Source organism: Guyparkeria halophila (assembly GCF_034479635.1).
Lineage (GTDB): Bacteria > Pseudomonadota > Gammaproteobacteria > Halothiobacillales > Halothiobacillaceae > Guyparkeria > Guyparkeria halophila.
On record NZ_CP140153.1, the window covers coordinates 1,129,109 to 1,151,484 of the forward strand.

21 protein-coding genes are annotated in these 22,376 nt (G+C 65.6%); 6 read left to right on the top strand and 15 right to left on the bottom strand.

Features of this window, described 5'->3' with window-relative positions; translation table 11 throughout:
• Positions 1 to 31: 31 nt before the first annotated feature.
• Positions 32 to 1,690 (bottom strand): NADH-quinone oxidoreductase subunit L, encoded by a 1,659-nt coding sequence (locus tag SR882_RS05210; protein ID WP_322522277.1) that lies wholly within the window; start codon positions 1,688 to 1,690, stop codon positions 32 to 34.
• 458 nt (positions 1,691 to 2,148) lie between these two features.
• On the opposite strand from SR882_RS05210, the gene SR882_RS05215 reads away from it, so the two are divergent.
• Entirely contained in the window at positions 2,149 to 3,102 is a 954-nt protein-coding gene (locus SR882_RS05215; protein WP_322522278.1) for a LysR family transcriptional regulator, read from the top strand.
• 135 nt (positions 3,103 to 3,237) lie between these two features.
• A complete protein-coding gene (locus tag SR882_RS05220) occupies positions 3,238 to 4,689 on the top strand; it encodes an HDOD domain-containing protein (protein ID WP_322522279.1) in 1,452 nt (483 codons plus the stop codon).
• On the opposite strand, the gene SR882_RS05225 is transcribed toward SR882_RS05220, so the two are convergent.
• Positions 4,667 to 6,535, bottom strand: a complete 1,869-nt coding sequence (locus SR882_RS05225; protein ID WP_322522280.1) for a bifunctional diguanylate cyclase/phosphodiesterase — start codon at positions 6,533 to 6,535, stop codon at positions 4,667 to 4,669. The genes SR882_RS05220 and SR882_RS05225 overlap by 23 nt on opposite strands.
• Positions 6,536 to 6,721: 186 nt before the next feature.
• On the opposite strand from SR882_RS05225, the gene SR882_RS05230 reads away from it, so the two are divergent.
• Both SR882_RS05230 and SR882_RS05235 read left to right on the top strand, forming a co-directional pair.
• Positions 6,722 to 7,063 carry a zinc ribbon domain-containing protein YjdM gene (locus SR882_RS05230; protein WP_322522281.1) on the top strand — a complete coding sequence of 114 codons (342 nt, stop codon included), beginning with the start codon at positions 6,722 to 6,724 and terminating at the stop codon, positions 7,061 to 7,063.
• A 46-nt stretch (positions 7,064 to 7,109) separates the two neighbouring features.
• Positions 7,110 to 7,736, top strand: a complete 627-nt coding sequence (locus SR882_RS05235) for a phosphoribosyltransferase (RefSeq protein WP_322522282.1) — start codon at positions 7,110 to 7,112, stop codon at positions 7,734 to 7,736.
• Positions 7,737 to 7,746: 10 nt separating this feature from the next.
• Here the strand turns inward: SR882_RS05235 and SR882_RS05240 are convergent, their stop codons facing one another.
• Positions 7,747 to 8,352, bottom strand: a complete 606-nt coding sequence (locus SR882_RS05240; protein ID WP_322522283.1) for a hypothetical protein — start codon at positions 8,350 to 8,352, stop codon at positions 7,747 to 7,749.
• The gene (locus SR882_RS05245) at positions 8,336 to 9,664 is read right to left on the bottom strand and encodes an APC family permease (RefSeq protein WP_322522284.1); all 1,329 of its coding nucleotides are present in this window, start codon (positions 9,662 to 9,664) and stop codon (positions 8,336 to 8,338) included. Before SR882_RS05245 ends, SR882_RS05240 begins: the two co-directional genes overlap by 17 nt.
• A 111-nt stretch (positions 9,665 to 9,775) precedes the next feature.
• Between SR882_RS05245 and mltF the strand changes: the two genes are divergently transcribed.
• On the top strand, positions 9,776 to 11,128 hold the full coding sequence (gene mltF, locus SR882_RS05250) for a membrane-bound lytic murein transglycosylase MltF (protein ID WP_322522285.1): 1,353 nt from the start codon (positions 9,776 to 9,778) through the stop codon (positions 11,126 to 11,128).
• A 28-nt stretch (positions 11,129 to 11,156) separates the two neighbouring features.
• Here the strand turns inward: mltF and SR882_RS05255 are convergent, their stop codons facing one another.
• The 4 genes from SR882_RS05255 to SR882_RS05270 all read right to left on the bottom strand — a co-directional run bounded on the left by SR882_RS05255 (position 11,157) and on the right by SR882_RS05270 (position 13,425).
• Entirely contained in the window at positions 11,157 to 11,774 is a 618-nt protein-coding gene (locus tag SR882_RS05255) for a hypothetical protein (protein WP_322522286.1), read from the bottom strand.
• Between the two features lie 200 nt (positions 11,775 to 11,974).
• Entirely contained in the window at positions 11,975 to 12,187 is a 213-nt protein-coding gene (locus SR882_RS05260; protein ID WP_322522287.1) for a hypothetical protein, read from the bottom strand.
• Between the two features lie 111 nt (positions 12,188 to 12,298).
• Positions 12,299 to 12,901 carry a nitroreductase family protein gene (locus SR882_RS05265; RefSeq protein WP_322522288.1) on the bottom strand — a complete coding sequence of 201 codons (603 nt, stop codon included), beginning with the start codon at positions 12,899 to 12,901 and terminating at the stop codon, positions 12,299 to 12,301.
• 95 nt (positions 12,902 to 12,996) lie between these two features.
• The gene (locus tag SR882_RS05270; protein WP_322522289.1) at positions 12,997 to 13,425 is read right to left on the bottom strand and encodes an RNA-binding S4 domain-containing protein; all 429 of its coding nucleotides are present in this window, start codon (positions 13,423 to 13,425) and stop codon (positions 12,997 to 12,999) included.
• A 99-nt stretch (positions 13,426 to 13,524) separates the two neighbouring features.
• Between SR882_RS05270 and SR882_RS05275 the strand changes: the two genes are divergently transcribed.
• Complete coding sequence (locus SR882_RS05275) at positions 13,525 to 14,190, top strand: glutathione S-transferase family protein (protein ID WP_322522290.1); 666 nt, start codon at positions 13,525 to 13,527, stop codon at positions 14,188 to 14,190.
• 26 nt (positions 14,191 to 14,216) lie between these two features.
• Here SR882_RS05275 and SR882_RS05280 read toward each other — a convergent pair whose 3' ends face one another.
• From SR882_RS05280 to metH, 7 genes are all read right to left on the bottom strand, one after another.
• A complete protein-coding gene (locus SR882_RS05280) occupies positions 14,217 to 14,642 on the bottom strand; it encodes a DUF6691 family protein (RefSeq protein WP_322522291.1) in 426 nt (141 codons plus the stop codon).
• Positions 14,643 to 14,645: 3 nt separating this feature from the next.
• A complete protein-coding gene (locus SR882_RS05285; RefSeq protein WP_322522292.1) occupies positions 14,646 to 15,164 on the bottom strand; it encodes a YeeE/YedE family protein in 519 nt (172 codons plus the stop codon).
• A 144-nt stretch (positions 15,165 to 15,308) separates the two neighbouring features.
• On the bottom strand, positions 15,309 to 15,593 hold the full coding sequence (minE, locus tag SR882_RS05290; RefSeq protein WP_322522293.1) for a cell division topological specificity factor MinE: 285 nt from the start codon (positions 15,591 to 15,593) through the stop codon (positions 15,309 to 15,311).
• A gap of 3 nt (positions 15,594 to 15,596) precedes the next feature.
• Positions 15,597 to 16,412, bottom strand: a complete 816-nt coding sequence (minD, locus tag SR882_RS05295; RefSeq protein WP_322522294.1) for a septum site-determining protein MinD — start codon at positions 16,410 to 16,412, stop codon at positions 15,597 to 15,599.
• 143 nt (positions 16,413 to 16,555) lie between these two features.
• Positions 16,556 to 17,359, bottom strand: coding sequence for a septum site-determining protein MinC (gene minC / locus SR882_RS05300; RefSeq protein WP_322522295.1), 804 nt, complete (start codon positions 17,357 to 17,359; stop codon positions 16,556 to 16,558).
• Positions 17,360 to 17,462: 103 nt separating this feature from the next.
• Positions 17,463 to 18,242, bottom strand: coding sequence for a cell division protein ZapD (gene zapD / locus SR882_RS05305; RefSeq protein ID WP_322522296.1), 780 nt, complete (start codon positions 18,240 to 18,242; stop codon positions 17,463 to 17,465).
• Positions 18,243 to 18,612: 370 nt separating this feature from the next.
• Entirely contained in the window at positions 18,613 to 22,308 is a 3,696-nt protein-coding gene (gene metH, locus SR882_RS05310; protein WP_322522297.1) for a methionine synthase, read from the bottom strand.
• Positions 22,309 to 22,376: the final 68 nt, after the last annotated feature.

A 22,376-nucleotide genomic window follows, 5' to 3' on the forward strand; every position in this document is an offset into this window, starting at 1 on the left:
GGCAGTGTCCTCCCGGGTGGTAACCGGCGAATCAGTATTGGGTGGCGGCTGTCTGCGTCTTGACCGCCTCGGTACGCGAGCGGTGCTGACCGACCTTGTGCGGCCACAGGCGGTGCGCGGCGCGCTCGACCAGCAGGTCGACATACAGCCCGTTGTACAGATGCACGAACAGTCCCTTGCGGCCCGAGCCGTTGAAGTGATCGCGACCGGGGCCCTGCAGCCAGGCCAGGAACAGGAAGCTGATGGTGGTCAGCGCCAGCATCAGGCCGTAGGCCGGTGTCAGGGTGTCCGGGATCGCGCCTACCGTCGGGCCGAACAGGGTGACGAACGCCTCGTGCAGCGCGAAGTAGACGACCGCCATGATCGCGGCCAGTCCCGCGGCCCGGGCGATGCCGACGCCGGTCGGGGCGATGGCGATCGCCTTGAGTACCAGTTGGGCGACGGCCAGAGCGACGATGGCGACCAGGGCGATCAGTGCCGGCTCGTGGCTGACCGACAGCCCCAGGGCCGCGGCCAGTGCCGTGGTCAGTACGAGACTGGCGACGATCGTGGCCGCCCAGGTGCCGATACCGATGCGGCGACGCGCGGCGGGCTTGGGCTGGCGCAACTGGTCGGGGATGCTGCCGGCCGCGAGGAAGGCATGCGCCTTGTAGAGCGAGTGGCCGACCAGGTGCAGCAGCGCCAGCGCGAACAGCCCCAGGCCCAGCTCCAGCAGCATGAAACCGAGCTGACCGGTGGTCGACCAGGCCAGCGAGGACTTGACCGCCGTCTGCGTGAGCATGACCAAGGAGGCGATCACCAGGGTGGCCAGCCCGACGATGGCGAGCAGGAACAGCGCGCTGCCCTGGGCGAGCAGGAAGTCGCTGGTGCGCAGTACGATGATCGCGCCGCTGTAGACGATGCCCGCGTGCATCAGGGCCGACACCGGCGTGGGTGCCTCCATCACCTGCAACAGCCAGCCGTGAAACGGGAACTGCGCGCTCTTGAGGATCGCGGCAAGCACGATCAGGAAGGCCGCGGCATGCATGCCCAGCGGCATGCCGTCCTGGGCGTGCGCCCACTCGGCGATCGCGTCGAACTGCAGACTGCCGACCTGCTGGCCGATCAGCACGGTTGCCGCCACTAGGCAGGCATCCGCGCTGCGGCTGAACAGCGATTTCTTGTGCGTGGCCATGACCGCGCGCGGCCGGTCCGGGTAGAACAGCAGCAGCTTGTGCAGTGAGAAGCCGGTCAGGATGATCGCGAGCGTGAACAAGGCGAGGTTGGCGGCGATCACGACCACCATGAAGAAGCCGGCGGTGAGTGCCAGCAGGCGGAAGAAGCGTGCCTGCTGGGGATCGCCATCGAGGTATTTCTCGCTGTAGCGAGCGATCAGGGTCACGACCAGGGCCACCAGTACGGCAAGTGCCATGGTGAGCTGGTCGACCTGGATCGACAGCGCCAGCGCGCCAATGTCCGCCGGCAGGGGCAGGGCGGCAATCGTCAACGGCGCCCGGTCACCGGCGAGGAAGAGGATAGTGGCGGTAACGGCCAGCGCCAGCGCACCGATGGCCGACCAGCGCACACGGCGACGATAGCGGCCTGCCGCCTCGACCCCTGCGCTGGTGGCAGGGATTGCCGCCATCAACAGGAGCAAGGGCATCAGGGCGAGCAGGATGCCGGCAAGCGGCCAGGTGGTGAGTGTGTTCATGGTGTCCCTCCGGTCAGGCTGGTTGATCGGGTCCACTGGAGGAGTCCAGACGGTCCCGCCGGCAACAGGCAAGGTAGTGACGTGCCCAATCAATCACCAATTCGAATTCCCGAAGCGGTCCATTGAGTATCATCTATGTTTGGGTTTTCACGCGATATCCCGGGCAATGCATGAGGGCGTTTTTCCTCCAGATCGGCTCTCAGGCCCGACGTGGCGGGCTATCGTTAACGCATAGACCACCGTCGATGGTGGGAGCCGCTCCGGTCTATGGATAGACCAGAATCGATGGGTGTGGTGGGAAATCCCAATGGGATAAAGGGAAGATTGCGCCATCGCGCGAGCGGCGAATCCCCGCTGCCTGCCCCAGTGCCCGCCTCGGCGTCCATTCGGATCGACCTGGTTGCCGCTGTTGCATAGAATCTGTTCTATGCAGGCGATGAAAGATGGCAAGGAGAGAAATGATGGTTGAAGACGCGCGGCAATCGGAGGCGCGCTACCTGCTGCGGCATGCCACCCTGCGACAGATCGAGATCCTCGAGGCGGTGGCGCGGCTGGGGAGCTTCACGCGGGCGGCCGAGGAGTTGTTTCTCACCCAGCCGACCGTCTCGGCCCAGGTCAAGAGCCTGTCGGAGACGGTCGGCATGCCGCTGTTCGAGCAGATCGGTCGCAAGATCTTTCTTACCGATGCCGGCAACCTGGTCGCGCGCGGTTGTCGCGACGTGATCGATGCGCTGTCGAATCTCGAGATGTCGCTCAACGATCTGAAGGGTCTGAAGAAGGGGCGGTTGCGTTTGTCGGTGATCACCACCGCCAAGTACTTCGCGCCGCTGGCGATGGGGGATTTCGCCAAGCAGTTCCCTGATATCGAGATGGAGCTCAAGGTCTCCAATCGCGACACGCTCTTGAAACGCATCGAGGACAACCTCTCGGATCTCTACATCATCGGCCACGTCCCTGACAGCGGGCTCGATCTGGAGCTGATTCCCTTTGCGCCCAACCCGCTGGTGGTGATCGCCCACCGCGACCATCCGCTGGCCCGCGAGCGCCATATCCCGATCGAGCGCATCGCCGAGGAGCCGTTCATCATGCGCGAGCCGGGGTCGGGCATCCGGCACAAGGTCGAGGAGCACTTTGCCCAGCACGGGCTCAAGCTCAAGCAACGGCTGGTGCTGGAGGGCAACGAGTCGATCAAGCATGCCGTGGTCGGGCAACTGGGTATCTCGGTGGTCTCCGAGCACGCGCTCAATCTCGAAAGCGAGGCCGGGCCGCTGGTCAAGCTCGATGTCGAGGGCTTTCCGCTGCAGCGCTACTGGAACATCGTCTACCCGCGTGGCAAGGCCCTGTCGGTGATTGCCCGCGAGTTTCTCGCCTTCCTCAAGGAACACGGCGGTGACTATCTCAAGATCGGTTGATCGACGCCGACAAAGGATCGGGCGACGCATGGCCTAACGGGCCTAACGGGCCTAACGCCGGCCAGCCTGGCCGTCGTGGTAAAGTCTCGCCGCCCAACCTAATCACTCCGCACGCATCGGGATCTCGCCCCAGACGTGAAAGACAGTTTCCGCCCCACCCTGATCAAACGGATTGCCCAGAATCCGGACTTTCCGGCGTTCGCGCGCACGGTTCAGGAAGCATATCGGCTCACCGATGACGAACTGGCCTCGGCCAACGACCTGTCCGCGCTGATCCTGCGCGATCCGGCATTGACCCACCGCATTCTCCGCCTGGCGAATGCCGCGCACTACCGTCACCTGGGTGGCCAGATCAACACGGTCACCCGCGCGGTCACGGTGTTGGGCTTCGAGGAGGTGCGTCTCGCCGCCCTGGCACTGTCCCTGTTCGAGCAGATCGAGAGCAAGCGCCACAGCCGGTTGCTGCAAAGCCGTTTCATGCAGGCGATCTACCAGGCATTCCTCGCCCAGGGGCTGGCCCGCGAGCTGGGCGGCCTGTCCGCCGAGGAGATGTTCCTCTGCGCGCTGTTCCAGGATTTCGGGGCCTTGCTGGTCTATCGCCATGCCCCCGAGCACCTAGCCGAGATCGAACGCGCCCGCCGCGAGGACGGCCTGGACGAGGACACTGCCATCCAGAAGGTGGTCGGGGTGCTGCCGGTGGCGCTCGCACGAGACGTCTGCCGGCAGTGGGGTCTGCCCGAGTCCGCGCGACGGTTTCTCACCACCGCGCGGGCCTCGGGCAAGATTACCCGGTTGACTCCGGCGGCCCGTGCCCTGCGACTGGCACAACTGGCGCGCGCCTCGGCCGAGGTGATCGCCCGGGGTGAGTCGGTCGAGGCCATTCGGCGTGACACGCTCGATCTCGCCCACCGCTGCGAGGTGGAGACAGCGGTATTCGAAGAGGCCAGTGCCGCGGCGCGTGACCACATGCTCGAGTACGAGGAACTGCTGTCGTCGGCCGAGCGGCCCGCCTTCCTGCAGCGGATGGAAGCCGACCAGGACACGCCGATGCCGGTCGAGGAGACCGTCTCCAGTGCCCCGCAGCCCGAGGAACGCTCGGAACGCCTGATTGCCTGCATCGAGCAGACCACCCAGGCCTTGACCGAGGAAGAACCCCTCGGCCAGATCTTTGCGCGGATGCTCGAGGCGATGCACGAGGGCCTGGGCCTGGATCTGGCCGTGCTCTACATGCTCGAGCGCAAGGCCTGGCAACTGGTGCCGCGCCTGGGGCAGGGTGCGTCTTTCGCTGAATTCAAGCCAGACATGACCGTGTCGCTCGCGGAGACCAGCCGCGTGGCGCAGGTCTTCCAGTCGGGCGAAGACCGCAGCATCCACCGGCCGAAGATGCCCAGCGACGATATCCTCGATTGGCAGTTCCGGGGCTCGAGTGACGTGGCGATGGTCTATCCCCTGCACGTCAACCGCGCCCCGTTCGGCCTGTTCTACCTCGAGGGTCCGGCCGCGGTCTTCACCGAGGGCAACATCAACAGCCTGCGCACCCTGCGCAACCAGGCCGCCCTGGCCCTCAAGTCGCGTTCGCGACGCTGACGAATGGCGGGTTGCCGTTCTCCGGATTAGCGACTTGCGGCCCATCGTTCTCGAGCAGGTACCAGGTATTCCCTCCGGCAGCCTTTGCCGCCTTCTTCGCCCGGGTCATCAGCGAGGAGAGATGCTGCTGGTGCGAGAGCGTGTCGGCGCGGACATGCACGGCGCCAATCGATAGTGACATCAGCGGGAAGCGTCGCGGTTCGCCCTGCCGATCCTTGCCGACGATGCCGCCGGCCTCTCGGTCGACCGCGCTGTAGAAACGGCCGATGCTCGAGGCGAACTCGGCGATTAGTTGGGCGGCAATGGCCTCGCCACGGGACGACAGGCGGGTGATGAGGACAAAGTCGTCCCCCCCGATGTGGCCGACGAACTCCCCGCCGCTCACCCGTTGCAACAAGTGACTGACGTGGCGGATGATCTTGTCGCCGTCCTCGTAGCTGTAATGGTCGTTGTACGGCTTGAAATGATCGAGATCGATATAAAGCGCCGTGAAGGCGCGTCCCTCGTCGAGAAGGCGTTGCAGTTCGGCGCGGATCGGGATGTTGCCCGGCAGGCCCGACAGCGGATTGGCGTAATGCGCGCTTTGCACCTTGATGTCGGTGATCAGGCGCAACAACTCCGTGAATGTGCCCACGCCCACGTAGCGGCCGTTGTCGACAAGGATGACCGCTTCCTTGCGATGGCCGAAATCGGAGTCGGTGATCAATCGTGACACCGTCTCCAGGGGCGTTCGTACATCCACGATGATCGGATGGCGATCCATCAGGCGATTGATTGGCTTGCGGTGGAAAAGGTCGTAGCCGTAGCGGTAGAGCAGGCGATTCATGAATTCCCGGCGCCACACCATGCCCAGCACCTGGCCGTCGGGTTTCACGACCGGATAGAAATCGATGTGGGGCACCCGCAGGAAAATATCCGCCACGTCGGCCACCGAATGGAACGGGAGCAGCGATTCGTGCGGCTCGGCGAGGGTCCTTGCCGTCTGGCCGGTTGGTCCCTCGTCGCGCCTGGTGGCCGGATGGTCGGCGGGCGTGTGGGTGGGGAATGGCGGTACTGGGGCCGGGTGGGCATACAGGTAACCCTGCGCCATTTCGACATTCAGCCCGACCAGTACCTCGAGGTCGGCGGCCTCTTCCAGTCCTTCGCCCACCACCTGGCTGCCCAGGGAGTGGGCGAGACGGACGATCGCCTCCAGGAAGCGGCGTTTTTCATCGCTGGCGTGGATGCCGTGGACGAAGTAGCGATCGACTTTGATCATGTCCGGACGGGTTTCGGCCCACAGGCGCAGACCGTTGTAGCCGGCGCCCACGTCGTCGAGCGCCACGCGGAAGCCCTCGCGCTGGAAATGGCTGACCGCCTGTGCAAGCGCGCCGATATCGGCCGTCGGGTGGAGCTCGCTGATCTCCATGACCACCCGGTTGCTGTCCATGCCGAGGTTCTCGACGCATGGGCCGGTGAGGTTGTGCAGGTGTGCGCCCGTCTGCACCGATTCGATCATGACATTCAGGAATAGGCTTCCGTCGCTGCCGGCGGGTGACTCGGCGAACCGCCGAATCGCGAGGCGTTGCGACAGGACGTCGAGCTCAACCAGGCAGCCATGCCGCTCGGCGGCACGGAACAGATCCAGTGGACGATGCAATGGCCCGTGTGGCCCGCGCAGCAGGGCCTCCCAACCCAGAACCCGACCGCTGTCACAGGCGACCAGCGGCTGGAACAGCGTTGTCAGGTCCCGTTCCCGGAAGATGCGACGAAGTTCGGTCCCTTCGGCACTAGCCGTGGCGATCTTCGTGCAGGCCGAGTCCGCGATTTCTTGGCAGCGCTGACAGCAAGTCCCCGATTGACTCATCAGTGCGTGATCCCTTTGGGGCCATTGCGGCCCGTGACTCGTCGTTAAATATGGCAAGTATGCGTCGGCTGGATGAACACGCCATGACGATCGCCGTCACGTTTGCCGTGGGCTGACCCACAAGCGGAAGAACCACGCTCAGGCGGGTTACCATGACGCGCTGATCCCATCTCCAGAGACCGACCAATGACTGCCAATCCCATTTGCGCCGAATGTGGCTCGACCTTCACCTACCACGACGGCACGCTGTTCGTCTGCCCGGAGTGTGGCCACGAATGGTCGGGCGAGGCCGAGGCGTCGACCGGTGCCGATGAGCCCGCTGCGCGGGATGCCAACGGCAATCCGCTGGCCGACGGCGATACCGTGACCGTGATCAAGGATCTCAAGCTCAAGGGCGGTTCGGGGACGGTGAAGGTGGGCACCAAGGTCAAGAACATCCGCATCGTCGAGGGCGACCACGATATCGACTGCAAGGTCGAGGGGTTCGGCCCGATGAAGTTGAAGTCCGAGTTCGTCAAGAAGGCGTGAACGTCCACGCGGGACTTGGGACAGGGTCCATCCAGGGAGGAACGGCATGACTCGACGCGACTCGTTGCCGGTGCGGGCCATCACGGTCGAGGAGGTCGTCGCGGGTGCCGACCGCCTGGGACGAATGGTGCGATCGAGCGGCTTTGTGCCGGATACCGTCATCGCCGTGGCCCGCGGCGGGTTCATGCCCGCGCGGTTCATCTGCGATTTCCTGGACGTCTCGCGGCTGATGAGCGTCAAGGTGCAGCACTACGCCGCCGGTGCGCATGCCGGGGCCGGGGCCCGCGTCACCGTGCCCCTGGGTGGTCCGATCGAGGGTGAACGCGTCCTGGTGGTCGACGACGTCAACGATAGTGGCCAGACCCTGCAGGCCTTGGGCCCGTACCTGGGTGGCCTGCGCCCGGCCTCGGTGCGCACCGCGGTGCTGCATGAAAAGCAGGTGACGGCGTGTCCGGCGGACTTCGTGGCCGAATCCATCCAGGAATGGCGCTGGATGCTTTATCCCTGGGCGGTGGTCGAGGACGTCGGCCAGTTCCTGCGCGACATGCAGCCGGTGCCGGCAACGCGCGGGGAGGCCGTTTCCCGGCTGCATGCCGAGCATGGCTTGCAACTGGATGATGCCGAGCTCGATCGCGTGCTGTTCTTTGGCGGCATTCGCCTCGATCAGGACTAGCGGGGAGGACTCAGTAGGTCACCTCACGCACCTGCCGGACCCGGTCGGGCGGCCCGATCAGTTCGACCAGTTCCTCGTACGTGAGCGGCAGCGGGTGGCAGGTCGAACCGTCCGCTGTGCACAGGACTGGTGAATGCCGTCCCCCGTGGCAATGCGAGCACAGGGCAATGAAGCTCGGCCCCTGCGCCTCGAAATGGACGTAGATGCCTCCTCCCTCGAATGCCGTTTGCCGGCTTGCCTTTTCCTTCCACTTGTCCGGCCATTGCGGTGGCGGCACGAAGGCCGGCAGGTAGCGCGCGGTGACGCTCGGGGTGAGTGCATCGAACGCAATGGGTCGGTCGGCGGCGGGGAAGCGGATGGCGAGCGGGGGGAGTTCGTCCGGTCGCCGGCCCCGGTTGTCGATGCGCACCAGGTAGTACAGATCGTGCGCCGGCTGCTCGAGCGGCTCGCCGAACGCGGTCAGCTGGTCGGCATCGACACGCGAGACGTGTGAGCAGCCCGCCATAAGGAAGGCCGAGGTGAGCAGCGCGAGCACCAGAAGGGATGGGATGACGCCTCGCTGTTTCGGGAAGGCCGTTGCCGCGAGTTTAGCCTCGATTTCAGCCTCCTGGGCCACCGATCGCCGCGAGCACCCCCTGGGTGAGCAATGCGCCGCCGGACAGCAGCAGACCCGCCCAGGGGATCCACCGGGGCACGTTCGGCACGTCCTCGGGCTGGCCGCGACGCTTGAGGACGATCAGCGAGGCATTCACGGTGACGAAGACGGCCAACATGATCGCGCTGGTGAGATTCGCCAGGGTCGCCAACGGCAGGAAGAGTGCCAGTAGCAGGATGGCGGTGGTCACCGCGAGGGTCGCGACAACCGGGGTGTGCGTGCGGGGGTGCACTCGTCCCAGTACCGGCGGTGCCCCGGCCCGGTCGCGTCCCATGTCCATGAGCAGGCGCGTGGCCATGATGATCTGGCCGAGCGCGCCGTTGACGATGATGAACAGGCTGATCAGTCCCAGCGGCACGCCCGGGTGGCCCATGGCCTCGACCACCGCCACCAGCGGGGCGTGGGCGCCGGCCAGGTCCTCCGGGGCGAGCACGCTGGTCGCGGCGATCGCCACCAGCGCATAGACCGTCAGCGAGATGATCACCGCACTGATGATCGCGCGCGGCATGGTGCGCTTGACGTCGCGGACCTCCTCGGCGAGGTTCGACATGTCCTCGAAACCGATGAACGAATAGAAGGCGAGGAAGGCGCCCAGGAACAGCCCGGTGACCATGCCGAACTCGAGCCCGTGCAGTGATTCAGCCAGCCGTACCGGCGCATCCCCCATGGCCGGGGCGGCCACCCAGACGACGTAGCCCAGCCCGCCCATGCCGAGCAGGGTGGTGGCGGCCATGAACCAGGCGCTCTCGCGCATGCCCGCGATCGCGATGCCGCCCAGCGCCAGGGTGACGATGATCAACGTCCAGGCGCGCGGCAGATCGATGAACAGCGAGGCATAGCGCTCGAAGCCGGTGAGGATGGTGGCCCCCGAGACGGTGCCGGTGGCCACCAGTCCCCAGCCGATGGCGATGCACAGCCCACGGCGGCCGAACGCCTGTCGGGCGTAGTCGATCGGTCCGCCGGCCTCCGGGATGCGGGCGGTGAGTTCGCTGAATGACAGGGCGGTGAACGAGGCGACCAGCGCGGCGAGGATGAAGGCAAAGGGCGTGAGCAACCCGGCCGCCCCGGCGACCTCGCCGATCACCACGTAGATCCCCGCGCCCAGGATGGTGCCCAGACCGTAGAGCGTGAGCAGCAACGGGCCCAGCTCGCGCTGGAGCACGGGTTGGCGTGGGGCGGGGAGTCCCGGGGACGGGGTCTCGGGGAAGCCCTTGCCGGGGGAGCCACTGGATGGACCCCGGGTGGCGTGCCGGTCGTGAGGATCGCGCGTCATGCCGTGAGTGTAGCGTTGCGGCGGGGTGGTGCCGAGCCGTCGGCTATTGTGGGCTACCCTTGTACCCGACCCGATGCCGCGTTTCTTGCCACACCATGTGGAGTTTCTTGCATGCCCGCCATTCTATGGATGATCCCCGTCGGGGCGTTACTGCTGGCCGGTTGCACCGACCGGCCGTCGTCCGCCGCCGTGGCCTCGCCGTTCGACACCCAGGCGTTGGTAGTCGCGACGCGCAATGGCCCCACGGCCCACTACCTGGGCCGAGAGGGGAAGGCGACCGGTCCCGAACACGACCTGGTCACCGCCTTCGCCAAGAGCCGCGGCTGGTCGGTGCAGTGGCAGGTATTCGAGTCGACCGCCGATGTCCTCGACGCGCTGGAGACGGGACGGGCGCACCTGGCGGCCGCCGGACTGACCCATCTGCCGGCCCGGGATGAACGCTTCGTGCCGGGGCTGGTGCACGGTGAGGTGATCCAGCAGGTGGTCTGTCATCGCGATGATCGCCCCTTGCCGGACACGCCGGAGGAGCTGGCCGGGGTGGAGCTGCAGGTGACGGGTGATTCGAGTTACGTCGCGCGGCTGGAGGAGTTGGCGCGCACGGTGCCGGATCTGGCGTTCGTCGCCGATCCCTCACGCAGCAGCGAGGTGCTGCTGACACAGGTGGCGACCGGGGAGGTGGGCTGTACCGTCGCCGACTCGTCGATCGTCCGTATGGTGCGGCGCTACTGGCCCCATCTCGAGGTGGCGATGAATCTCGACACGGTCGAGTCGGTGGGCTGGTATGCCGCCGCCTCGCGACCAGCCCTGGCCGAGTCCACGCGTGACTGGCAACAGAGTGGTGCCGGCAGGAGGGCCATTGCGGCGATGCGCGAGCGCTACTACGCGCACATCGGCGAGTTCGATTTCGTCGATCTGCGGGCACTCAACCGTCGGCTCGATGAGCGGTTGCCGCGCTATCTGGATGAATTCGAGCAGGCATCCGAGGAAACCGGGCTGGCGGTGGATCTGCTGGCCGCGATGGCCTACCAGGAGTCGCACTGGGACCCGGAGGCGACCTCGCCCACGGGGGTGCGCGGCATCATGATGCTGACCCGGCCGACCGCCGAATCGCTCGGGGTGGAGGATCGGCTCGATCCGCGCGAGTCCATTCTCGCGGGCGCTCGGTACCTGGCCGACCGGCGCGAGCGGCTGCCCGACGACATCCCCGAACCCGATCGCACCTACCTGGCGCTGGCGAGCTACAACCTCGGTCGGGCGCATGTGCTCGATGCACGCCGACTGGCCCGAGAACTCGGCCGCAACCCGGACTCCTGGGCCGAGATGCGCGAGGTGCTGCCGCTGAAGGCCGACAAACGCTATTACCCGCAGACGAGATACGGTTATGCGCGCGGGTACGAGTCGGTGCACTACGTCCGGCGCATCCGCAACTACCGGGATGTCATCGCCCAGGCACTGCCTGATTGAGCTCGAGTGACCGGCCCGCGGTCACCGCTCAGCCCTCAACCGATCGTTCCGGTTTGTCCGCGGCGGCACGCCTTCGCCCCGGTTCGGCCTCTTCGTGGCAACGCATCATCGGATCGACCGGTGTCAGGCTGATCTGGGCGTCGCCGTGCGTGATCAGGTCGCGCAGCAGCATGATGATCCCGGCGACGCAAAGGAACAGGCCGAAGTTCAGCGCGGTGGCCTGGAAGTGTCGCAGTATGAAGAACAAACCGGCCTGATCGGCCGGGATCCACAGGATCGGCGCCATGACGCCGAGCAGGGCGATGAACGAATAGACCATGAAGCGGATGAAGTGCAGCGGCACCCGCTTGATCGACAGGCCGTAGACGATGGTGGCGACGATCAGCACGCTGGCCATGGCCTGCGCGGCGATCATCGCCCGGTCGGTGATCGCCTTGATGCGCGATTCCTCGTAGGTTGCCCCGCTCGTCTCGGTGAACACCTCGAGCAGGATGGCGTTGCCGGCGAGGTAGGCGAGGCTCAGGAAGAACGGGATCATCAACAGGGGATTGTGCCGCATCAGCTTGAAGCCGGTGGCGCTGTACCAGACCAGCAGCCAGAGCGGGATGGAGAGCACGTAGATGAAGGTCGCAATCGTGATGGCCATGACGAGCCGGTTTCCTGCGAGGTGGGTGGCGGGCATTCCTTAGCCAGTTAAGCAATCCGGTGCGTGGCAGTGTATCGAGTTGATCCACCCTCGAACAGGGGCCGGACCGGGCGGGTCGGTGGACGGCGTCGATGCCCGTGCGAGCACGAAAAAGCCCCGGCAGGGTGCCGGGGCTGGTGTGGTCTGCGAGACGGCGGGAATCAGTAGTCGGTTTCTTCTTCCATCTTGTCGCCGGCTTCTTCGGCCTTGCCACCCATCTCGTCGGTGGCCTCCTCGACTTCATCGCCCGCTTCTTCCATGGTCTGGTCGATCTGCTCGCCGGCCTTCTCGGCCGGGCCTTGCTCCTCGGAGCAGCCGGCAACCGTCAGACCCAGGGCCATCATCAGTGCGATCAATGCGTTACGTGCGTTCATCGTTTGCTCTCCATGTCGTGCCGGTACTCCCCGGCAAATGGGTGTTGGACTCGAAAATTGAACAGGCAGCCTCGCGCTGCCGGCCCTTGGAGGATCATGCGATCGACAAGTTCAGAATCCGTCGACGTGCCGCACCTCGTCCAGAGAAAGCTGGCCGGGGCGTGGCCAGACGTCGGCGGCCTTCTTGCCGATCGCGACCATGAACGAGATCAGGTGGTCGTCCGGCAGGTTGATCAGGCGGCCGACGGCCTCGAAATCAAAGCCGTCCATGGGGCAGGAATCGAGCCCCATCTCCCGTGCGGCCAGCATCAGGCTCTGCCCGGCGATGCCGCAACTGCGCATGACCTCGTCGCGCTCGACCTGGGGCTTGTCACGGTAGTAGGCATCGATCGCGCCGGCCATCATCTCGCGCACGTCGGCCGGGGCATCCCGCCAGACGCGTTCTGCCTCGTCCTGCCAAACATCGCGCCGGCCGGTGAGAATGACCAGCATCGCCGCGTCGGTCACCTGGGCCTGGTCCCAGGCCACTTCGCGGATCGCCTGGCGGCGGGCAGGGTCCCGCACCACCACGAACCGCCAGTGCTGCAGGTTGAAGGCAGTCGGCGACTGCATCGCCAGTTCGATCAGTCGATCCTGTTCGGCCTCGGGCAATTGGTGTTCCGGGTCGAATTGCTTGATGGCGCGTCGGGTTGCAATCGCCTCGCTGACTCGCATGCAGTCTCCTCGTGCAATGGATTTCGGTAGGGGAGTATAGGCACCGAGTCGGTCGTTCGCCGCCGGGGGCCGGGGCTTGCGCGGGGACGATCGGCTCAGAATGACTTGCCGCGCAGGGCCCGCAGCAGGGCGCGCGCCTGCTTGGCCGGCTTGTGATGGGGATTGAGCTCGCGTTCGGCCCGCTGTTGCTCGGCGACCAGTCGGCGCTTCTCGATGCTCTCCGGTGTCTCGTGGTAGAGCTGTGACGCTTCGCTGGCCGGACCGCGTTTGGGGTTGAGTGCATCGACATCGACCACGAACCGCAGGCCGGCCTTGCTGATGGTCAACCGGTCGCCGGGCCGGACCGACTTGCCGCGCTTGGTCACGGTCTGGCCATTGAGCTCGATCTTGCCACCGTCGATCGCCGTCGAGGCCAGCTGGCGCGTCTTGAAGAAACGCGCGGCCCAGAGCCAGGTATCGAGCCGTTGGCTGTCCTGGGTGGTCGATGAGGAGGAAGGTTGACGTTTCTTGGCGGTTTTTTTCACTGCAACGGCGGCAATAGCGGTGGCCTGTAGGCTACGATTCGGGTCTGATTCGGACGACGCGATGCGCGTCGCCCGCCGTTTTCTCGATGTGGAGGCATCATGCAACTCGAACTGATCAGCTTCAAGCTCTGTCCCTTTGTCCAGCGCTCGGTGATCACCCTCAAGCACAAGGGCGTACCGTTCGACACCACGTTCATCCAGCTCAACGACCCGCCAAGCTGGTTCGATGAGGTCTCGCCGCTGGGCAAGGTGCCGGTGCTCAAGGTCGATGGCGAGGTGTTGTTCGAGTCGGCCGTGATCAACGAATTCCTCGATGAATCCTTCGGCGAGCGCATGCTGTCGGACGATGCCTTCGAGCGCGCCCGGCAGCGGGCCTGGATCGAACTGGGGTCGGCAGGAATCATGGCGATGTTCGGCGCGATCACCGCCCCGGAGGAGTCGGCCAGCAAGGCCAAGCGTGATGAACTGGCCAAGCTGTTCGGTCACCTGGAGAAGCATCTCGCCAAGAAGCCGCCGGCACCGTACTTCGCCGGACAGACGCTCTCGCTGGTGGATACGTCGTTCGCGCCTTTGTTCCAGCGCCTGTTCGCCCTGCCGGAGTCACTGCTTGACTGGAATGCCATTCCGACGGTGATGCGCTGGGGTGAGCGGCTGACCGACGAGCCGGTCATTCGCGAGTCGCTACCGGAGGGTTTCGACGAGCTGTTCCCGATGATGCTGAGAAAGCAGAACGGCTGGTACGCGCAGCAGTACCTGGCCGACTGACGCTCGCCAACCGTCTTGGGCGGGGCTCAGCCCCGCTCGAGGCGGTGATTGATCACGCTGCCGGCACCGGCGCCCAGCACGATGCCGGCGCCCACCCACAGCGCGAACCACTTGCCCTCGCCGATCATCGCCAGTGCCGTGCCCGGGCAGACCCCGGTACCGGCCCATCCCAGCCCGAACAGCACGGCGCCGACGATCAGTCCGCGCTTGAACGGCTTGTGCTGGATGGTGATCGGCTGGCCGGTGTTGCGCGCGTGCCAGCCTGAACGCCAGGCAAGCCAGGTGAGGGCGGCGCCCAGACCGACGGCCGTGGCGATCACCCACAGCAGGCGCAGGTCGTCGAACAACAGCAGGTCGCTGATGATCGCCGGGCTGGTGGCCCCGGCGCGGCTGAGCAGAAAGCCAAAACCGATGCCGAAGGCAAGGAACAGGGCATTGCGTCGATTGATCATGGCTCAGACCCCCAGGATCCAGGCGGCGAGCTGGGCCGTGCCCACTGCGACGGCGAAGAAGACGGCCGAGGCCACCAGGCTTGCCGGTGCCCCCATTGCGACACCCGCGATGGTGTGGCCCGAGGTGCAGCCGCCGGCCAATCGGGCACCGAGGCCGATCAGTAGGCCGCCTGCCAGCCACCAGATCGCCGAGCCGAGCGTGGACTCCGGCACCAGGGCGGTGTAGAAGCGCCCGAATTCCGCGGCAGTGCCTTGCCAGGCAGGGGCGCCATCCGTGAGGGCCGCGATCAGGCCGCCGATCACGATGCCGATCAGGAACACGATCCGCCAGTCGCCGTCGCGATCCCGTGTCGCGCCGGGCTGGAGATAGCCCGCGAGGTTGGCAAACCCGGTGGAGCAGGACAGGGGCTGGTCGGTCAGCCAGCGCTGAGCGAAGGCGAGCAGGGCGATCAGCGCGCCCACCAGCACGGGCGTCCACAGCGGGGAAAAGAGCGCGTCGATGAGCGTTGTGAACGTATCCATTGTCGACAATTCTTTGCTTAACGGACCGGGCACCTTAGCGGCCGTAGCGTATCGGCGCCAACAGATGTTTTTTACACGCCCATAACGACGAACACCCCCGGCAGGCGGGGGTGGGTGGCGTCATTCGAGTGACAGGGCGCCGGTTCAGTCAGGCCGTTCGCGGCCTTCGCCCTTCTCGGGCAGGGTGATGTTGAGCTCGAACAGTTCGAACTGCTCGTTGTGCTCGACCTCGAACTTGACCGCGTCGTCCTCGACATGGACGTACTTGCGGATCACCTCGAGGATCTCCTTCTGCATTTCGGGCAGGTAGTGCGGTGTGCGTTCCTGGCCCTGGCCGCGTTCGTGCGCGATCAGGATCTGCAGGCGCTCCTTGGCCATCTTGGCCGAGGGTTCCTGGGAACGGTTACGAAAGATATCCAGCAGACCCATGGCTTAACTCCGACCGAACAGGCGACCGAGAAAGCCTTTCTTCTCGGTCTCGATGAAACGCATGGGCAGTTCTTCGCCCAACAGGCGGCCAACCGCGTCGTGGTAGGCCTGACCGGCATCGGTATTCTCGTCCAGGATCACCGGTCGGCCGGCGTTCGAGGCCTGCAGCACGGCGTTGGACTCCGGGATGACGCCCAGCAGCGGGACGGCCAGGATCTCGAGCATGTCCTCGACCGAGAGCATCTCGCCGGTGCCGACGCGTTCGGGGGCGTAGCGCGTGATCAGCAGGTGCTCCTTGATGGCGGTCTCGCCATCCTTCGCCCGGCGCGACTTGCTCGCGAGGATGCCCAGCATGCGGTCGGAATCGCGCACCGAGGAGATCTCGGGGTTAGATACCACGATGGCCTCGTCGGCGTAGTACATCGCCAGTTGCGCGCCGCGCTCGATGCCGGCGGGCGAATCGCAGACGATGTAGTCGAAGCCTTCCTCTCGCAGGTCGTTGAGGACCTTGCCGACGCCTTCCTCGGTCAACGCATCCTTGTCCTTGGTCTGCGAGGCGGGCAGGACGTAGAGGTTGTCGACTTCCTTGTGGCGGATCAGGGCCTGGTTCAGGCCGGCATCGCCCTGGATGACGTTGACGATGTCGTAGACCACGCGGCGCTCGACGCCCATGATCAGATCGAGGTTGCGCAGGCCGACGTCGAAGTCGATCACCACGGTCTTCTTGCCGGCCATGGCTAGGCCGCTCGAAATGGCGGCGCTGGTCGTCGTTTTACCAACGCCGCCCTTGCCGGAGGTTACCACCAGGACTTTGGACACGGATTAACTCCCTAATCGCGAAAGATTGTTGACGTCATACTGCCCCGAGGGGCGGGGTCGTCAGGTGGGGCGGACTGTGCCACAAAGGCGAGCCCTTTCCCAACGACCGCGAAATTCTTCCCTGAGCACCCAATGCGCGGCACTCAGTCGAACGGATGGGCCACCAGTTGGCCATCGACCAGTTCCACCACCACGCGCTTGCCCCAGGCCGGGTGCCTTGCCAACTGCTCGCCATCGAGGAAGGTGCCGCAGATGGCGATGATTTCCGGCTCGAAGGACTCGCAGAAGATCCGGGCCTCGGTCTGGTTGCCGGCGCCGGCCGCCGCGGTGCCCTTGAGGGCGCCATGGATGTAGATCGAGCCGTCGGCCACCACGCGCGCCCCGGCACCGACGGTATTCATTACCACCATGTCCTGGCCTTGGGCGTAGAGCTCGGTACCCGAGCGCACTGGGTGGCGCAGGATCATAGGGGCGACCGGGCCGGCCGGCCCGACCGGGGCAGGTGATCCGGCTTCGGCAGGCGGGGCCGGTTCCGCGGACTCGACGGGTTCCGGCTCGGCGGCCGGCTCGGGTTCGCTCTTGGCGGGTGCCGGGGCGTCGGCCAAGGGCTGATCGTCGAATACCGGCAGGTCGGCCCCGCGTGCCTGGGTCTTCTGCTGGTCATTGCCGTGAACCACGCCGACCGGTTCCAGCCGATAGTTGCGCAGCAGGCTCACAAGCGCGGGGAAATCGATCCACTTGCCGCTGTCGGCAATGGCTGCCAGGTCGATCACGCAAGGTTGTCGCTCGTCACCGACTCCGGGGTTGCCGAACCGCTCGCTCAGGCTGCGGGTGAGCTTGAGCAGGTGCGTCTCGTACAAGTGAACATGGGTGAGCGCGAGAGAGCGCTGATCGATGTCGAGGGCCGGGGCGCCTGTCCTGGCGGCCTTGCGGGTGGTTGCGGTCATTGATGAGCTCGATTTTCGTCCTGACGATGGTAAAGCCATGCTCGCCCTTGTCTGTGCCCGCTCCCCTCCCGGACGATCAGCCGGTGAAGGGGAGTCCCGGGTGTCACAAACGGCAGAGGGCAAGGCGGAATTCGATGTCCTCGTGGACCTGACGGGGGTGGCCGTTCTCGCGGTCCAGCGTCATGAAACGCACGGTGAAGCGGTGCTTGCCGGCGCTGATTTCGGGATAGCAGATAGTGTCGTCGTCGATCATCACGCGCAGCAGTTGGTAGGGCGTGGCGCTCTCGATGCTCTGCTGCAGGAAGCCTTCCTCGGCCACCACCGACATCGTATCGACGCTGTTGCGGATCAGGCTGATGACCAGTTCGTTGGCCTGGCGGATGTCGGTAAACGGCTCGAGCCATACCGCGATGTCCTCGCGGCGCTCGGCGTCCGGCAGGCTGAGCCAGTAGTGCAGGCCGGGGATGTCGAATTCGCACAACGCGCCCGGAATCGAGGCACGCTGGCGCACGGCATTCAGCAGCTCGTGGGTCTTCAAGTGCGCGCCGGGCTGGGCGTGATAGCCGTGCAGTGCCTTGATCAGGCGATTCTGCTGATCGAGCAGGGCATTGAGCTTGTCGCGATCGACGCCGGGCGAATCCGGCACGCTCATCAGTCGGCCCTGCTGGCGCTCGAGCTCCTTGATCAGCTCGCGCTTGATGTCGATGCGCGAGAGCACATCGGCGGCTTCAAGCAGCAGCAGCACGGTGCAAAGCGTGTCATCCCGCGAGCTGCTCTGCAGATGATGATCGATGCGGGCGAACAAGTGGTCGAGCCTGAGGCAGGCCCGGATCCGTTCGTTCAGTGGTTGCTCGTAGATTTTCAGAGGTGCGTTCCGATCCATTGGATGCCGATGCGAGTCGAGGGTGTGCCGGCCGTCTTAGGGAAACTCTGCACGAATGCCATGCCGCTCTGGCCAAGCGAGCCGTTCGTGATCAAGGCGTGTCGTCGCCAGCGTGCCGGTGGCCACGTCAAGACGACGCAACGCCGAGCAAGGGCGGCTCGCCTGGCCCCGCAGGGCGAGCCTTGATCCGGGCATCTGCTGTGTTGCCGTCCTTGGAAAGGGAATAACCCTTCCGCGTCGGGCGGCCGCCTTGCATCTGCCCGGCTCAAGGCTCGCAGAGCGGTATGCCATTCGTGCAGAGTTTCCCTGCATTCTCAGCCTGCTTGCGGGATAACTCAACTCCCGCGAGCAGGGGGCTGCCGCGTGACGGTCAATCTGGCTCGTACCCCAGGATCGGCGCCAGCCATTTCTCGGCCTCCTTGCGGCTCCAGCCCTTGCGTTGGGCATAGTCGTCGACCTGGTCGGGGCCGATGCGGCCCACACCGAAGTAGCGCGCCTCCGGATGGGCGAGGTACCAGCCCGAGACGGCGGCGCCCGGATGCATGGCGTACGAGTCGGTCAATTCCATTCCGATGCGTTCGGGCGCCAGGAGTTCCCACAACAATGCTTTTTCGGTGTGATCCGGGCAGGCGGGGTAGCCGGGCGCGGGGCGGATGCCCTGGTATTTCTCGGCGATCAGCTCGTCGTTGGAGAGCGTCTCGTCGGCGGCATAGCCCCAGGATTCCTTTCTTACATGCTCGTGCAGTCGCTCGGCGAAGGCCTCGGCCAGACGGTCGGCGAGCGATTGCAGCAGGATGGCGTGGTAGTCGTCGTTCGCCTCCTCGAAGCGCTTGACGTACGGCTCAATGCCGTGGCCCGTGGTGACCGCGAACCCGCCGATCCAGTCCTTGATCTTGCTGCCGGTGGGCGCGACGAAGTCGGCCAGGCACTGGTTGGGTTTGCCACCCGAGCGCGGCATCTGCTGGCGGATGTGGTGCAGGGTGGTCTTCACGCCCTGGCGTGACTCGTCGGTGAACAGACGGATGTCGTCATCGATCGACGCGGCCGGCCAGAACCCGTAGACGGCCTTGGCCGTCAGCCACTTCTCCTCGACGATCTGCTTGAGCATGGCCTGGCCGTCCTCGTAGAGCTTGCGCGCCTCGGTGCCCACCTTCTCGTCGTCGAGGATCGCCGGGAACTTGCCGAACAACTGCCAGCTCTGGAAGAACGGCGTCCAGTCGATGCGCTCGACGATCTTCTCGAGCGGGTAGTCCTCAATGACGTGCACGCCGGGCTGCTTCGGTGCGACGGGTTTGTAGTTGTCGAAGTCGACGCGTTGGCGGTTGTCGCGCGCCTGCTGGATGGAGACGCGCTTGGCCTCCTTCTGATTGGCCTGGCGGCGCTCGACCACCTTGGCGTACTCGCCTTCGACCTCGTCGACGAACGCCTGCTTGTGCTTGCCCAACAGCTTGCTGGCCACGCCCACGGCGCGCGAGGCGTCGAGCACGTGGATCACCGGCTGGTCATAGGCCGGCTTGATCTTGAGTGCCGTGTGCAGCTTGGAGGTGGTTGCCCCGCCGATCATCAGCGGGATGTCGAAGCCCTGGCGCTGCATCTCGGCGGCGACGTTGGTCATCTCCTCGAGCGACGGGGTGATCAGGCCGGACAGGCCGATCAGGTCCGCGTTTTCCTCGCGGGCGGTGTCGAGGATCTTCTGCGTCGGCACCATCACGCCCAGGTCGACGATCTCGAAGCCGTTGCATTGCAGGACCACGCCGACGATGTTCTTGCCGATGTCGTGGACGTCGCCCTTGACGGTCGCCATGACGATCTTGCCGGCTGATTGGGCCTGGCAGCTTTCCTCTTCCATGTAGGGCAGCAGGTGGGCCACCGCCTTTTTCATCACCCGCGCGGACTTGACCACCTGCGGCAGGAACATCTTGCCGGCGCCGAACAGATCGCCGACGACGTTCATGCCGTCCATCAGCGGGCCTTCGATCACGTGCAGCGGCAGCTCGGCGTTCTGGCGGGCCGCCTCGGTGTCCTCGATGACGTACTCGTCGATCCCCTTGACCAGCGAATGCTCGAGCCGCTTTTCCACCGGCCATTCGCGCCATTCGAGATTCGGGCCGCTGGATTTCTCGCCACCGGACTCACGGTATTTGTCGGCCAGCTCCAGCATCCGGTCGGTGGCGTCATCGCGACGGTTGAGCACGATGTCCTCGACCGCCTCGCGCAGTTCCTCGGGGATCTCGTCGACCACGGTGAGCTGGCCGGCGTTGACTATCCCTAAGTCCATGCCGGCCCGGCCGGCGTGGTAGAGGAACACGCTGTGGATGGCCTCGCGCACCGCCTCGTTGCCGCGGAAGGAGAACGACACGTTGGATACCCCGCCGGAGACCAGTGCGTGCGGCAGGTTTTCCTTGATCCAGCGAGTGCCCTCGATGAAGTCGACCGCGTAGTTGTTGTGCTCCTCGATGCCGGTGGCGATCGCGAAGATGTTCGGGTCGAAGATGATGTCCTCGGGCGGAAAGCCGATGCCGGTCAGCAGGTCATAGGCCCGCTGGGCAATCTCCTGGCGCCGCTCGAGGCTGTCGGCCTGACCGTCTTCGTCGAAGCCCATCACCACCGCGGCCGCCCCGTAGCGCTGGACGGTGCGTGCCTGCTCGAGGAACGACGCCTCGCCCTCCTTGAGCGAGATCGAGTTGACCACGGCCTTGCCCTGGACGCACTTGAGGCCCGCTTCGATCACCTCGAACTTCGAGGAGTCGATCATGATCGGGACACGCGAGATGTCCGGCTCGGCGGCGACCAGGTTCAGGAAGCGCTGCATGGCCTCGACGCCGTCGATCAGGCCCTCGTCCATGTTGATGTCGATCATTTGCGCGCCGTTTTCGACCTGCTGGCGCGCGACGTCGAGTGCCGTGTCGTAGTCGCCTTCCTTGATCAGGCGACGGAAACGGGCCGAGCCGGTCACGTTGGTGCGTTCACCGATGTTCACGAACAACGAGTCAGGGGTGATGTTGAACGGCTCGAGCCCTGACAGGCGGCAGGCGACTTCCGGTTTGACGGGCTGGCGCGGCTTGACCCCATCCACGCGGCGTGCCATCTCGGCGGTATGCGCCGGCGTGGTGCCGCAGCAGCCGCCGATGATGTTGAGCAGGCCGGCTTGCGCCCATTCGCCGATCGCGGCGGCCATCGGGTCGGCCTCAAGGTCGTACTCGCCCAGCTCGTTGGGCAGGCCGGCATTGGGGTGCGCGGAGACGAAGTATTCGCTCAAGCGCGAGAGCTCGGCGACGTACTGGCGCAGCAGATCCGGTCCGAGCGCGCAGTTCAGGCCGATCGACAGCGGCCGCGCGTGGCGCAGGCTGTTGTAGAAGGCCTCGGTGGTCTGGCCCGACAGGGTGCGTCCGGAGGCGTCGGTGATCGTGCCGGAGATCATCACCGGCCAGCGCTGGCCGTGCGCGACAAACAGCTCCTCGAGGGCGAACACCGCCGCCTTGGCGTTGAGCGTGTCGAAGATGGTCTCGATCAAGAAGATGTCGACGCCGCCCTCGAGTAGGGCTTCAGCCGACTCGCGGTAGGCCTCGACCAGCTCGTCGAAGCTGGTGTTGCGGTAGCCGGGATCATTGACGTCCGGCGAGATCGAGGCGGTACGGTTGGTGGGGCCGAGGATGCCGGCGACGAAACGCGGCTTGTCGGGCGTCTCGGCGGTCTTGGCGTCGGCCGTCTTGCGGGCGATCTGGGCGGCGACCACGTTGATCTCCCGCGACAGCTCTTCCATCTGGTAGTCGGCCATGGCGATGCGCGTGGCCGAGAAGGTGTTCGCCTCGATGATGTCCGCGCCGGCGTCCAGGTACTGGCGGTGGATGTCCTCGATCACGTCCGGACGCGTCAGGACCAGCAGATCGTTGTTGCCCTTGAGGTCCACCGGCCAGTCGGCAAAACGCTCGCCGCGGAAGTCATCCTCATCGAGCTGCGCGTTCTGGATCATGGTGCCCATGGCGCCGTCGAGCACCAGGATGCGCTCGCGCATCAGGTCACGAAGCTGGTCGAAAACGGGGTGGTCTCGGTCGATCGAAGTCATGGGCGACGCGCGGTCCTGGATCGGCCGGGCCGGCGTCCTGCACAGGCGGGGCAGGCCGCACGGCCCGG